Raw genomic sequence first — 13,289 nt, 5'->3', positions numbered from 1 at the left:
TGCCGGACCGGTTGGGCCCCGCATCCGGCGCTTCTTCCTGAATTACGCGCCGGCGGCGACGCGTTCGGCCGCTTCGACCACGTTGGTCATCAGCAGTGCCACGGTCATCGGCCCCACCCCGCCGGGGTTCGGCGACAGGAAACCGGCCACTTCGGCGACATCAGGGTGCACGTCCCCGTAGACGCGGTTCTTGCCGGTCTCCGGGTCGACCTCGCGGGTCACGCCCACGTCGAGCACCGCCGCACCGGGACGCACGTCCTCGGCGCGCACGATGTGCTTGACGCCGGCCGCCGCGACGATCACGTCGGCCTCGCGCAGGTGCCGCCCGAGATCGACGGTGCCGGTGTGGGTGAGGGTGACCGTCGCGTTGTACTCGCGGCGGGTCAACAGCAGCCCGATCGAGCGCCCGATGGTCACGCCGCGGCCCACGACGACGACGTGCTTGCCGGCAAGGTCGTAGCCGTTGCGGGTCAGCAGTTCGATCACGCCGCGCGGCGTACACGGCAGCGGCGAGGTGATCGGAGTGTTGACGTTGAGCACGAGCCGGCCGAGGTTGGTCGGATGCAGCCCGTCGGCATCCTTGGCCGGGTCGATGCGCTCGAGGATCGCGTCGGTGTCGAGGTGGCGCGGCAGCGGCAGCTGCACGATGTAGCCGTGGCAGTCGGGGTCGGCGTTGAGCTCGTCGATGACCGCCTCCACCTGCTGCTGCGTGGCGTCGGCGGGCAGTTCCCGCTGGATCGAGTTCATCCCGATGGCTTCGGATTGCTTGTGCTTCATGCCGACGTACAGCTGGGATGCAGGGTCGGCACCCACCAGCACCGTCGCGATGCCGGGGACGATGCCCTGCTCGGCCAACGCCGCGACGCGGGCGCGCAGTTCGTCCTTGATCGCCGCCGCCGTGGCGACGCCGTCGAGGCGGACCGCGGTCACTGCTGCAGGCCGGGGTAGAGGGGGAACGCGGCGGTGAGGGCCGCCACGCGGGTGCGCAGCGCCTCGACATCGGCGCCGGGAAGCAGGGCCAGCGCGATGATGTCGGCCACCTCGGTGAACTCGGCGTCGCCGAATCCGCGGGTCGCCAGCGCCGGCGTGCCGATGCGCAGGCCCGACGTGACCATCGGCGGTCGGGGGTCGTTGGGCACCGCGTTGCGGTTGACGGTGATGTGGATCTCGTGCAGGAGGTCTTCGGCCTGCTTGCCGTCGATCGCCGCCTCGCGCAGGTCCACCAGCACCAGGTGCACGTCGGTGCCGCCGGAGCGCACCGCGATGCCGGCATCCTTCACGTCCTGCTGCGTCAGGCGCTCGGCGAGAATCGCCGCGCCCCGCAGGACCCGCTCCTGACGCTCGGCGAACTCGGGGGTCGCGGCGAGCTTGAACGCGGTGGCCTTGGCGGCGATGACGTGCATGAGTGGCCCGCCCTGCTGGCCGGGGAAGACGGCGGTGTTGATCTTCTTGGCGATGTCGGGGTCGTTGCTGAGGATGAAGCCGGAGCGGGGGCCGCCGATCGTCTTGTGCACCGTGGAGGACACCACGTGGGCGTGCGGCACCGGGTTGGGGTGCAGACCCGCCGCGACGAGACCGGCGAAGTGGGCCATGTCGACCCACAGCAGGGCACCGACCTCGTCGGCGATCGCACGGAACGCGGCGAAGTCCAGCTGGCGCGGATATGCGGACCAGCCGGCGATGATCACCTTGGGCTTGTGCTCGATCGCGAGGCGGCGCACCTCGGCCATGTCGATGATCGAGGTCTCGGGGTCCACGCCGTACGCGACGATGTTGTACAGCCGGCCGGAGAAGTTGATCTTCATGCCGTGCGTGAGGTGGCCGCCCTGATCCAGCGCCAGGCCGAGCAGGGTGTCGCCGGGGCGCGCGATGGCGTGCAGCACCGCGGCGTTGGCGGAGGCGCCCGAGTGCGGCTGCACGTTGGCGAACTGGGCGCCGAACAGCGCCTTGGCCCGCTCGATGGCGAGCTCCTCGGCGACGTCGACCTCTTCGCAGCCGCCGTAGTAGCGGCGCCCGGGGTAGCCCTCGGCGTACTTGTTGGTCAGCACCGAGCCCTGCGACTGCAACACGGACACCGGCACGAAGTTCTCGGATGCGATCATCTCGAGGTATCCGCGCTGACGCTCGAGCTCGCGCTCGAGCACCTGGGCGATCTCGGGATCCACCTCGGAGAGGGGGGCATTGAATACGGAATCGGTCATGACGATCTCCTGACTGCACTTCTTCATGGAACTCGGGTCGAACCGCCCGCAGAGCGGACTATCGAGACCCGGCCCAGGCGTGCGGTCGATGTCCTCATCAGTCGCTCCCCGGTGGTTGCCCACCTCAACGCCAGTCGCGACACCCCGATCATAGCGGACGAGGGGTCGGCGCCCGCGAGAGGGGGCGCCGACGTTTGCCGTCGAGGTGCAGGGCGTCCGGATGCCACGACAGAATGGCCATGTGTCAGACACCACCGCAGGCCTCTTCCTCGTCCCGCTCCCCGCAGCCGTTGCCGCACCCGACGGTGCGGCCTTCCGCCTCGGCGAAGCGACCAGGCTCGCCGGCGACCTCGACACCGCGGCGGCCTTCGCCGACCTCGTCGCGGTGCGCACCGGCATCCGCCTGGCCGAGCCGGCTGCGAGGGTCGACGGCGCGGACACGGTGCAGTTCCGGCTCGAGCCGCAGCGACCGGGCGGCGCGGAGTCGTACGCGATCACGGTGGATGCGGCATCCGTCGCCGTCGTCTCCTCGGGAGCGGCCGGACTGTTCTACGGTGCGCAGACCCTCGCGCAGCTGCTGGCGGGCGACGAGGAGGGCGGCTGGGTGATCCCGGCGGTCGAGATCGCCGACGCACCGCGGTTCGCCTACCGCGGCGTCATGCTCGACGTCGCGCGGCACTTCTTCCCCGTCGAGACGGTCTGCACATACATCGATCGGGCGGCGGAGCTGAAGCTCAACCACCTGCACCTGCACCTCACCGACGACCAGGGCTGGCGCCTCGAGATCCGCTCGCGTCCCGAACTGACCGCGCGGGCGGCGGGCACCGCGGTGGGCGGCGGGGCGGGCGGCTTCTACACACAGCAGGATTACGCGGCGATCGTCGCGCACGCCGCGTCGCGTCACATGACCGTCGTCCCCGAGATCGACGTCCCCAGTCACACGCACGCCATCGGCCTGGCCTACCCGGAGATCACCGAAGCACCCGTCATCACCGACACGGTGCGCGAGAACGTGGCGCAGTACGGCGGCCACCTGCCGGCGGCGGGCGAGCCGTACACCGGCTTCGCGGTGGGATTCTCGTCGCTGAAGACCGACGACGAGGCCACCTACGACTTCCTCGCCGACGTGCTCGGTGAGCTCGCCGCGATCACCCCCGGCCCCTACCTGCACATCGGCGGCGACGAGTGCCTGGGTACCGACCCCGACGACTTCGCGGTGTTCATCGCGCGGGTCACCGAGCTGGTCGCCAACCTCGGCAAGACGCCGCTGGCCTGGCACGAGGCCGGCGCCGCACCCGAGATCGCACCGTCGACGATCGGGCAGTACTGGGGGTTCGTCTCCGGCGCCGATGCGGACAACGCCGCAGCCTTCGCGCGCGGCGGCTCCCAGCTCATCCTGTCGCCCGCCGACGCGGTCTACCTCGACATGAAGCGCGACCCCGACGGCGCGCTCGGGCTGACGTGGGCGAACGGGGCCACCAGCGTGGAGCGCTCCTACCGCTGGGAGCCGGCGGACGTGATCGACGGCGTGGGGGAAGCCGACATCCTGGGCGTCGAGGCGCCGCTGTGGACCGAGACGGTGCGCACCCTCGCCGACATCGAGGCGCTGGCCTTCCCCCGCATCGCCGCCGCGGCGGAGGCCGCGTGGTCGCCCGCGACCGGCACCCACCCCGACCGCACCTGGGCGTCGTTCCGCACCCGCCTGGCTGCCCGAGGGCCGGCGTGGCAGGCCGCCGGCATCGGGTTCGACCGCTCCCCGGAGATCGACTGGACAGGCGCATGAGCGTCGCCCGCGTCATCCGAGACGTCCGGCTGGTGGATGCCGGCACCGTCGCCGGCGCCGCGTGGGTCGCGTTCGACGCCGGCCACGTGGTGGCTGCCGGCCACGGCGACGGATGGCAGGACCTCGCGCCCCGCGATGTCCGCGACGGCGGCGGTGCGTGGCTGACCCCCGGGTTCGTCGACATCCACGGGCACGGCGGCGCTGGCGGCGCGTTCGACGACGGCCCGGCAGAGATCGCGGCGGCCCGTGCCGTGCACCGTGCACACGGCACCACCCGCGCCGTGCTGTCGCTGGTGACCGCGTCGATCGACGACCTGGTCGCGCGAGTGGGCATGGTCGCCGCGCTCGCCCGGACGGATGCCACGATCCTCGGTTCCCACCTGGAGGGGCCGTTCCTGGCCGCCGGACACAAGGGCGCGCACACGGCGGGTCTGCTGCGGGCGCCGGACGCGGCATCCGTCGACCGGCTGCTGACTGCCGCGGATGGCACGCTGCGGCAGGTGACCCTGGCGCCGGAGCTGCCGGGGGCGGCCGAGGCGATCGCGCGGTTCGTCGCGGCGGGCGTGGTCGTCGCGATCGGACACACCGACGCCGACGCGGCTGCTGCGCAGCGGGCGTTCGATGCGGGCGCGACGATCCTGACGCATGCGTTCAACGGCATGCGCGGCATCCACCACCGCTCCCCCGGACCCGTCGTGGCCGCGATGGGTGACGACCGCGTGACGCTGGAGCTCATCGCCGACGGCACGCACGTGCACCCCGACGTCATGCGGCTCGTCTTCGCCGGGGCGCCGGGGCGCGTCGCGCTGATCACCGACGCGATGGCTGCGGCCGGGGCCCCCGACGGCCCCTATAGCCTCGGCGGGCTCGCCGTCACGGTGGCCGGCGGCGTGGCGCGCCTGGATGACGGTGGCTCGATCGCCGGCTCCACGCTGATGCAGGATGCCGCGCTGCGCCTGGTCACCGCGGAGTGCGGCGTGCCCCTGCCGGAGGCGGTGGCGGCACTGACGACGGTACCCGCCCGGGCCGTGCGCGCCGCAGCCGGGTCGCTTGCCGTCGGGGCGACGGCCGACGCGGTGCTGTTGGACCCCGACCTGCGCGTGCGCGAGGTGTGGGTGGACGGCGAGCCCGTGCCGGCCGCGGGGTCACGAGCGTAGGAAAAGGGACGAGCGTAGGACCGAACCCGCGGCATCCGTCCTCCCTCGGCCACATCTCCTACGCTGGACACCGGGCCGCGCGCGGAGCGGATGCCGCGCCCCGCGCCCGCGGTCACACGCCAGGCCCCACGTAGACTGAGCGCATGTCCGATCTGCCCTCCGTGCGCCCCGAGACACCCGCCGAGCCGCAGCCGCAAGCCGGCACCCGGCCCGGCCTGGACGCCGTGGACGTGCTCTCGGTCGTGTGCGGCCTGTTCGCCTTCGGCACGCTGGCATTCTGGGGATTCGTGGCCTGGGACTGGCCGTGGAACCTCGTGGTCGGGATCGGCTCGCCGGTCGTCGCGATCCTGCTGTGGGCACTGTTCGTGTCGCCGCGCGCGGTGCTCGCGGTGCACCCGTTCGTCCGCGCCCTGGTCGAACTTCTCGTCTACGCCGCCGCGACGATCGCCTGGTGGGCGCTGGGCAACGCGTGGGTGGGTCTGGGCTTCGCCGTCGTCGCCGTGACCGTCGGGGTCATCTCCGGTCGCCGCCGCTTCGCATGACCGACTCGGCGCGGCCCGCGACGCCCGCCGCGGCATCGGACCCGGTCGCGCTGCTGCACGCCGCGCTCCCCGGCCGCGTCGACACCACGCCCGCCGCGCTCCAGGCGGCCCGCGCCGACAAGTCGGGGCACGCGTCGGCCGGTCCGCCGCTGGCGGTCGTGCGCGCCGCCTCGGTCGCCGACGTACAGACGACACTGCGCATCGCGACCGAGACCCGCACTCCCGTCGTGACCCGCGGCGCCGGCACGGGCCTGGCCGGCGGCGCCAACGCCGGACCCGGCGAGATCGCGCTGTCGGTGCGGGGCATGGACCGCATCCTCGAGGTGCGCCCCGACGACCTGCTCGCCGTCGTCGAACCCGGCATCCTCAACGCCCAGCTCAACGCCGCCCTCGCCGCCCAGGGCCTGTGGTGGGCGCCCGACCCCGCCAGTCGGGAGATCTCGACCGTCGGCGGCAACATCGCCACCGGTGCGGGCGGGCTGCTGTGCGCCAAGTACGGTGTCGTCCGCGACGCAGTGCTGGCCGTGGACGTCGTGCTCGCCGACGGGCGCCTGATGCGCTTCGGTCACCGCAGCGTCAAGGGCGTGACGGGGCTGGACTTGACCTCCCTCATGATCGGCTCGGAGGGCACCCTCGGCGTCGTCGTCGGCGCCACCCTCAAGCTCCGCCGGCTCGTACCCGGCGCCACGCGCACGATCGCGGCGACCTTCCCCGACGTGCGCGCCGCGGCGGTCGCCTCGGCCGCCGTCACCGCGAGCGGCATCCAGCCGGCGATCATGGAGCTGATGGATGCCACGTGTCTGGCCGCCGCGCACCGGCTGCTGCAGCTGGCACCCCCGACAGCCGGCGCCACGCAGCTGACGATCCAGACCGACGGCCCCGCCGCCCACGTCGAGGCCGACGCGATCGCACGGGTGCTCACCGCCGCCGGCGGCGCGGTCGTGGTCGCCGCCGACGAGGCGGAGGGCGAGCGGCTGCTCGCGGTGCGCCGCGCCATGCATCCGGCGATGGAGACCCTCGGCACGACCCTCATCGAGGACGTCGCGGTGCCGCGCAGCGCGCTGCCGGCGATGTTCGACGAGATCGCCCGCATCGAGCGCGAGTTCGGCGTGACGATCCCGACCGTGGCGCACGCCGGCGACGGCAACCTGCACCCGAACTTCGTCTTCACCGGGCCCGAGGTGCCGCCGCACATCTGGGACGCCGCCGACGCGCTGTTCCGCGCGGCGCTGCGCCTGGGCGGAACGCTCACCGGCGAGCACGGCATCGGCGTGCTCAAGCGCCGATGGCTGGCCGACGAACTGGGCGAGGATCAGTGGCGACTGCAGCGCGACATCGCGCGGGTGTTCGATCCGCTCGGCATCCTGAACCCGGGCAAGGTCTTCACCGCCTGAGACGCTCAGTCGCGCTTACAGTCCCTGCCAGGCGGGCTTGTGCGCCCAGGCGTAGCGGTAGTAGTCGGCGCGCTGCAGCTGCGACGCCGCCGCCTCGTCGACGACGACCGTCGTGTGCGGGTGCAGCTGGATCGCCGACCCCGGCAGCGACGCGCTCACCGGTCCCTCCACGGCCCCGGCGACGGCCGGCGCCTTGCCCTCGCCGAACGCGAGGAGCACCAGGTGCCGGGCGGCGAGGATCGTGCCGAGACCCTGCGTGATGCAGTGCATGGGCACCTGGCCGGGCGAGTCGAAGAAGCGCGCGTTGTCGGCGATGGTCTGCTCGGTGAGGGTCTTGACCCGCGTGCGGGAGGCGAAGGAGGAGCCCGGCTCGTTGAACCCGATGTGCCCGTCGGTGCCGATCCCGAGGATCTGCAGGTCGACCCCGCCTGCCGCCGCGATGGCCCGCTCGTAGTCCTCACCGGCGTGCTCGATGCCCGCGAGCGACCCGTCGGGCACGCGCACCCGCGCCGGGTCCAGCCCGAGCGGCTCGACGACCTCGCGGAAGATGACGTTGCGATAGCTCTCCGGGTGCGCCGGGTCGATGCCCACGTACTCGTCCAACGCGAAGCCGCGCACGCGCGACAGGTCGACCTCGTCGCGTCGCGCACGCAGCGCCTCGTAGACCGGCAGCGGGGTGGACCCGGTGGCAAGTCCCAGCACGGCGTCGGGCGTGCGCCGCACGAGGGAGAGGATCTCCGCCGCGACGAGCGCGCCGGCATCCGCCGGTGTCGGGACGATCACGATCTCAGCCATGGCCAAATACCTCCTCGGGCGCGGATGCCGCGCCTACCAGTGCTGCTCCCAGAGCTGCGGCGGGTGAGCCGACGGGCAGCAGCGTGACTCTCCCATCCAACCGCAGCGAGCGCAGGAAATCCGACGCGCCGGCCCGTGAGTTCAGTTCCGCCCGCACCGGGGCCGCCAGCCGCTCGCCCAGTCCGGTCAGGCCGCCGCCCAGCACGACGACGTCGACGTCGGCGGTGAGGATGAGCACCTGCGCCGCGGATGCCACTGCGCAGACGATGCCGGTGCGGATCGCCGACGCGTCCGGGTCGCCGGCATCCGCCGTATCGAACAGGTCCTGCACCGGAACGTCTCCCGGCCGCCGCCACCGGCGGGCGAGCGACGCGCCACCGGCGAACGCCTCGATGCAGCCTCGTTGGCCGCACCGGCACGTCGGCCCGGCGGGATCGATCGAGATGTGGCCGACCTCGCCCGCCGCCCCGCGGGCGCCACGCCACACGCGGCCGTCCGAGACGATCCCTGCCGCCACCCCGGTCCCGAGGTTCAGGTACGCGAGGGACCCCGCGCTCCCCCGCAGCGTGTACGCGCCCAGCGCGGCGGCCCTCACATCGTTCTCGACCGCCGGCGGCGCCCCCAGCCGCGGCGTGAGGGCCGCGACCAGATCGAGGTCGTCGATACCGAGGTTCAGCGCATGGGTGACCCTGCCGCGATCGACCTGGCCGGGGATCCCCACACCCACCGAACGCACCGGGCCGGCGCCCGCGGCCTTCCGCACCTGCCGCACCGCCTCGACGATGCCCGACACCACGGCATCCGGACCCCGGCCGGTGCGCAGCCGCGCCTGCGCGACGATGCTGTCGTCGGCGGCCACCGCGACGGCGAGGGTCTTGGTGCCGCCGACATCGAGCCCGATGCGCAGCATCAGCCCTTGACCGCCCCGGCGACCATGCCGCCGGTCATGCGGTTCTGCACGATGAGGAAGAACACCACGACCGGGATCGCCACCAGGGTGGAGCCGGCCATGAGCTCGGCCCAGTTGATGCCGCCGTTGGGGTCGAGGAAGGTGCGCAGCCACACCGGCAGGGTCATCGCCTCGGGCCGGGGGTTGAGCACGAGGGCGAACACGAACTCGTTCCACGCCTGGATGAAGCCGAACACGCCGGTGGCGACCAGCCCCGGCGCGAGCAGCGGGAAGGTGATCTTCCAGAACGCCTGCGAGCGGCTGAGCCCGTCGATCATGCCGGCTTCCTCCAATTCGATCGGTAGCCCGTTGACGAAGCCGCGCAGCGTCCAGATCGTGAACGGCAGCACGGTGGCGATGTACACGAGCGTGAGCCCGATGACGCTGTTGAGCAGCTGCCAGCCGTCGATGAGGCGGAACACCGAGATGATCATCGCCTCGGCGGGGATCATCTGGATGACGAGGATCGTGATGATGAACGGCGCCCGGCTGCGGAAGCGGAACCGGGTGACGGCGAGGGCGGCGAGGAAGGCGAACACCAGCGCGATGACGACCGTCAGCAGCGCCACCATGAGCGAGTTGCCCAGCGCGGGGAGGAAGGGTGCGCGCGCCGAGCCCGACACGACTCCGACGTAGTTGTCGAGCGTGAAGTTGTCGGGCCAGAAGTGCAGCTCGCTGCCTCGTACCTGCCCGTTGGGCTGGAACGACGTGTTGACCATCCAATACACCGGGAACACCGAGGCGAGGAAGACCACCACGGCGGCGGCGACGGTGAGCAACGAGCCGACACGGCGGCGCAGGCGCCCCGGACGGCGGGCGGACGACACAGCGGCGCTCACAGCGCCTCCTCCTTGACGCTGCGACGCACGTAGAACGCCGACAGCCCCACCAGCAGCAGTACGACGATCACCGAGATGGCCCCACCGGCGCCGAAGTCGCCCGACCCGAGCGACACCCGGTAGATGTACACGCCGAGGGTGTTGGTCTGCTCGGCCAGTCCGCCGATCGACTGCAGTGCGTAGATCTGCGTGAACACACGCAGATCCCAGATGACCTGCAGGATCGTCACGATCGCGAGGATCGGTCGGATGAACGGAACCACCACGAGGAAGAAGCGCTGGGTCGCCCCCGCCCCATCCAGTTGCGCCGCTTCGAGCACTTCATCGGGCACCTGCGTGAGGCCGGCGTACACGGTGAAGGCGACGAAGGGCACCGCGCCCCACACGATGATGACCGACGCGACGAAGAAGAAGCTCAGCGGCTCGATGAGCCACGAATGCCCGGTGAACTGCTCCAGCCCGAACCCGTTCACCAGCACGTGGTTGAGCACGCCGTACTGGGTGTCGAAGATCCACCCCCACACGATCGTCGCCGACAGCGGCGGCATCGCCCACGCCAGCAGCAGACCCACCGACACGACGGTGCGCAGCACCTTTCCCAGGCGCGCCAGCAGCAGGGCGACGAGGATGCCGAGCACCATCGTGACCACGACGCACACCGCCGCGAACAGCAGCGAGCGGCTGAGCACCTCCCAGAACTCCGAGTCGGTGAGTACCGCGAGGTAGTTGGCCAAGCCGACGAACTCGGGCGGGGCACCGAACACCTGTGCTCGGCCGAACTCCTGCACGCTCATGATGAGCAGCTGCAGCAGCGGCCAACCGGTGATGACGGCGAGGACGACCAGCGCCGGCAGCAGCAGCGCATAGGGCGTAAAGCCGCCGGGGCGCCGGGCGCGGCGGGGCGGAGGGTCGACCGTGGCGCCGTCGTCGATCGCGGTGATCGACGGGTCGAGGTCGCTTTTCATGACGGGCATGGGTGCTCCTGATACCGGGGCGTGCGGGGTACGGGCCCGCGCGTACGGGCCGTACCCCGACGGGTCAGCCGTTGAGGATCTCCTCGATGGTGACGTCGACCTCTTCGGCGAGCGAGGGCACGTCGCCGCCCTGCGCGATCTTGACGAAGAAGTCCTCGAGCACGCGGGAGGCTTCCACCTCCGCCCAGTTCGGCGAAGCGGGCGTCAGCTTGGCGTTGCCCGCCGCCTCGGTGAACGCCTGCGCCTCCGGGGTGTCGCCGAGCGTCGAGGCGAGCGACTTCTTCGCCGGGATCAGGCCGTTCTCGCCGTAGATCGTCTGGAACTCGTCGCTCAGGATGATCCCCAGCGCGCTCTTGGCCAGCTCCGGGTTGGCCGACTTGGCCGAGATGCCGATGTTCGACCCACCCGCGAACACCTGGGCGGCCTCACCGTCGGCACCGGGGAGGGCGTAGACGAACGGGGCTGCCGGCGGGGTCTGGGTCTCGCAGGCGCTGGCCAGTCCCAGTGCCCAGTTCGGCGCCGAGAACTGGATCGCGGTGCCCTCGCAATACGGGGTCCACGGCTCGGCGTTGTCGCCGTCCTTCGGCGCGGTGGACGCGGTGGTCATCAGGTCCTGCACCTGCAGGAGCCCTGCCACCGATTCCGAGCTGCTCAGCTGGGCGTCCCACTGGTCACCGTCGGGGACGGCGATCTCGCCGCCGTTCTCCCAGATGAAGGGCAGGGCGTTGTACCAGTCCTGACCGGCGAAGTAGATGCCGCTGTCGCCGGCGTTGGCCGACGCGAGGTCCTTCGCCGTCGCGACGTACTCCTCGAGCGTGGCGGGCGCCTCGGACACGAACGCGGGGTCGGCGAAGACGACGCGCGCGCCGGAGTACAACGGTGCGGCGTAGAACGCGCCCTCGTAGCTGCCTGCCTCGACGAAGCCGGGCAGCAGATCATCGCCGCCGAGGTCTTCGTAGATGTCGGAGATGTCCAGCAGTGCCCCCACCGAGGTGAACGCCGGGGCCTGCGTGTTGCCGAATTCGACGAGGTCCGGGCTGTCCGAGCTGGACAGGCTCGTCGTGAGCTTGTCGACCAGACCGTCCCAGCTCTGCTCCTCGATGACGAGCGTGGAGCCGGGGTTGTCCTCCTCGAATGTCTCCACGAGGTAGTCGCGGGCGGCGTCGGGCGTATCCGCCCCGACCAGCCACACCCGGATCTCGGCGCCCTCGGCATCGGCGTCACCGCCACCGCCGCCGGTGTTCGAGCACCCGGCGAGGACGAGCGCCGCAGCGCCCAGGAGCGCGACGGCTCCAATCGTGTTGTTCTTCATGGTTTTCCTTCGATCTCTTGGGTTCGGGTGAGCCTCACGGCCCGAGGATGGCGATTGTCAGGAGACTCCCAGTTGCCCCGACAGGACCATGACGGCGGCTCCGCGCAGGACGATGTCCTCGCCTTGGGCCGTCATCCGCACCTGCAGCCCGTCGTGGAACTCGGCGAGTGTGCGGGCGCGCAGCGTCTCGGCGGCCTGCTCCGCGAGCGGGCCGTCGAGAAGTTCAGTGGGGCCGGAGAGCACGATCTCCGACAGGTCCAGCGCGCCGACGACCGGCGCCAGGGCGATGCCCAGGCGCTCGCCGGCGTCGCGCAGGATGCCGTCGCGGTCTGCGACGCCGGCGGCGGCGAGCCGCGCGATCAACGCGGGAGCGGACAGCCATGCCTCCAGGCATCCGACCTTGCCGCACGCACACACCGGTCCGCCGTCGGTGCCGACCGTGACGTGCCCGATCTCACCTGCCGCGAAGCGGCCGCCGCGCATCGGCTGCCCGCCGGCGAGCAGCCCCGAGCCGACGCCACGGTCGACCTTCACCAGCAGCACGTCTTCGCCTGACCCGCCGAACGTGTATTCAGCCAGCACAGCGGCGTTGGCGTCGTTGGCGACCAGCGCCGGGAGGGCGAGCTCGGTCGAGACGATCCGTTGCAGTTCGAGCCCCGACCAGCCGAGGCTCGGCGCCGTCAGCACCACCCCCGCATCATTGACGATGCCTGGGGTTCCGATGCCGACGCCGAGCACCGGCGCGTGCGAATCAGCGACGAGTTCGCGGGCGAAGGCGAGGACCGCGGGAAGGACCGCGGCGCCTGCCGGCATCGGGATCTCCCGCCGCACGACGATCTCGCCGCCGAGGGTGAGCACCGCCCCGAGAATGCGGTCGCTGCCGGACAGGTCGATCCCGACGATGCGGTGGCCCTCCCGGTCGAGATCGACGAGCATCCCCGGCTTACCCGGCCCCGACGCTTCCCGCATGCCCCGTTCGGCGACGAACCCGTCGCCCATCAGCTCGGCGACGAGGTCGGAGATCGTCACGCGGGTCAGCGCGGTCTCGCGGGCGAGGTCGGCACGGCTCATCGCGCCGCCGTGGAACAGCGTCTGCAGCACGAGGGACCGGTTGTGTGCGCGGGCGTGCTCGGGGAGCACCTTGCCACCTGCGCGCAGCACACGGCTGGCACCGAATCCGCGCACGGCAGTCTCGGCGGATGCGGAGCGCGGGGCGTCAATGCCGGCCATGTTTGTTAGTAGAGCTTACGAATTATCGCGCCACAAGATCGGTTGCGTAATCTGGGAGGACTCTTTACAAAACTGTGACCTGAATCGAGGCGACGTCGGCGAGGTTCGTGGGT

Annotated in this window: 12 protein-coding genes and 1 riboswitch; of the genes, 4 read left to right on the top strand and 8 right to left on the bottom strand. The window is 71.6% G+C overall.

Annotated elements, in window-relative coordinates; translation table 11 throughout:
* Positions 1-42 precede the first annotated feature (42 nt).
* The gene (locus tag QNO11_RS03185) at positions 43-930 is read right to left on the bottom strand and encodes a bifunctional methylenetetrahydrofolate dehydrogenase/methenyltetrahydrofolate cyclohydrolase (protein WP_257509285.1); all 888 of its coding nucleotides are present in this window, start codon (positions 928-930) and stop codon (positions 43-45) included.
* Entirely contained in the window at positions 927-2,201 is a 1,275-nt protein-coding gene (gene glyA / locus QNO11_RS03180; protein ID WP_257509284.1) for a serine hydroxymethyltransferase, read from the bottom strand. Before glyA ends, QNO11_RS03185 begins: the two co-directional genes overlap by 4 nt.
* 64 nt (positions 2,202-2,265) lie before the next feature.
* Positions 2,266-2,349, bottom strand: a riboswitch (ZMP/ZTP riboswitch).
* A 93-nt stretch (positions 2,350-2,442) separates the two neighbouring features.
* Here glyA and QNO11_RS03175 point away from each other — a divergent pair.
* From QNO11_RS03175 to QNO11_RS03160, 4 genes are all read left to right on the top strand, one after another.
* Positions 2,443-3,984 (top strand): family 20 glycosylhydrolase, encoded by a 1,542-nt coding sequence (locus tag QNO11_RS03175; RefSeq protein WP_257509283.1) that lies wholly within the window; start codon positions 2,443-2,445, stop codon positions 3,982-3,984.
* Entirely contained in the window at positions 3,981-5,141 is a 1,161-nt protein-coding gene (locus tag QNO11_RS03170) for an N-acetylglucosamine-6-phosphate deacetylase (protein WP_257509282.1), read from the top strand. The genes QNO11_RS03175 and QNO11_RS03170 overlap by 4 nt, the downstream gene beginning before the upstream one ends.
* A gap of 143 nt (positions 5,142-5,284) precedes the next feature.
* A complete protein-coding gene (locus tag QNO11_RS03165; protein ID WP_257509281.1) occupies positions 5,285-5,683 on the top strand; it encodes a YrdB family protein in 399 nt (132 codons plus the stop codon).
* Entirely contained in the window at positions 5,680-7,077 is a 1,398-nt protein-coding gene (locus QNO11_RS03160) for an FAD-binding oxidoreductase (protein WP_257509280.1), read from the top strand. Before QNO11_RS03165 ends, QNO11_RS03160 begins: the two co-directional genes overlap by 4 nt.
* A gap of 15 nt (positions 7,078-7,092) precedes the next feature.
* Here the strand turns inward: QNO11_RS03160 and QNO11_RS03155 are convergent, their stop codons facing one another.
* The 6 genes from QNO11_RS03155 to QNO11_RS03130 form a co-directional block, all read right to left on the bottom strand.
* Complete coding sequence (locus QNO11_RS03155; protein WP_257509279.1) at positions 7,093-7,872, bottom strand: glucosamine-6-phosphate deaminase; 780 nt, start codon at positions 7,870-7,872, stop codon at positions 7,093-7,095.
* Entirely contained in the window at positions 7,865-8,779 is a 915-nt protein-coding gene (locus tag QNO11_RS03150) for an ROK family protein (RefSeq protein ID WP_257509531.1), read from the bottom strand. Before QNO11_RS03150 ends, QNO11_RS03155 begins: the two co-directional genes overlap by 8 nt.
* Positions 8,780-8,781: 2 nt before the next feature.
* Positions 8,782-9,660: a carbohydrate ABC transporter permease gene (locus QNO11_RS03145; protein ID WP_257509278.1), complete on the bottom strand. Its 879-nt coding sequence runs from the start codon at positions 9,658-9,660 to the stop codon at positions 8,782-8,784.
* Entirely contained in the window at positions 9,657-10,634 is a 978-nt protein-coding gene (locus tag QNO11_RS03140) for a carbohydrate ABC transporter permease (RefSeq protein WP_257509277.1), read from the bottom strand. Before QNO11_RS03140 ends, QNO11_RS03145 begins: the two co-directional genes overlap by 4 nt.
* A gap of 64 nt (positions 10,635-10,698) precedes the next feature.
* Complete coding sequence (locus tag QNO11_RS03135) at positions 10,699-11,946, bottom strand: extracellular solute-binding protein (protein ID WP_257509276.1); 1,248 nt, start codon at positions 11,944-11,946, stop codon at positions 10,699-10,701.
* A 57-nt stretch (positions 11,947-12,003) separates the two neighbouring features.
* Positions 12,004-13,176, bottom strand: a complete 1,173-nt coding sequence (locus QNO11_RS03130) for an ROK family transcriptional regulator (RefSeq protein WP_257509275.1) — start codon at positions 13,174-13,176, stop codon at positions 12,004-12,006.
* Positions 13,177-13,289 lie beyond the last annotated feature (113 nt).

The sequence above is a fragment of the Microbacterium sp. zg-B96 genome, from assembly GCF_030246865.1.
GTDB lineage: Bacteria > Actinomycetota > Actinomycetes > Actinomycetales > Microbacteriaceae > Microbacterium.
The sequence above is the reverse complement of the archived record's forward strand: the minus strand, read 5'-3'. Positions and strand labels throughout refer to the sequence as shown.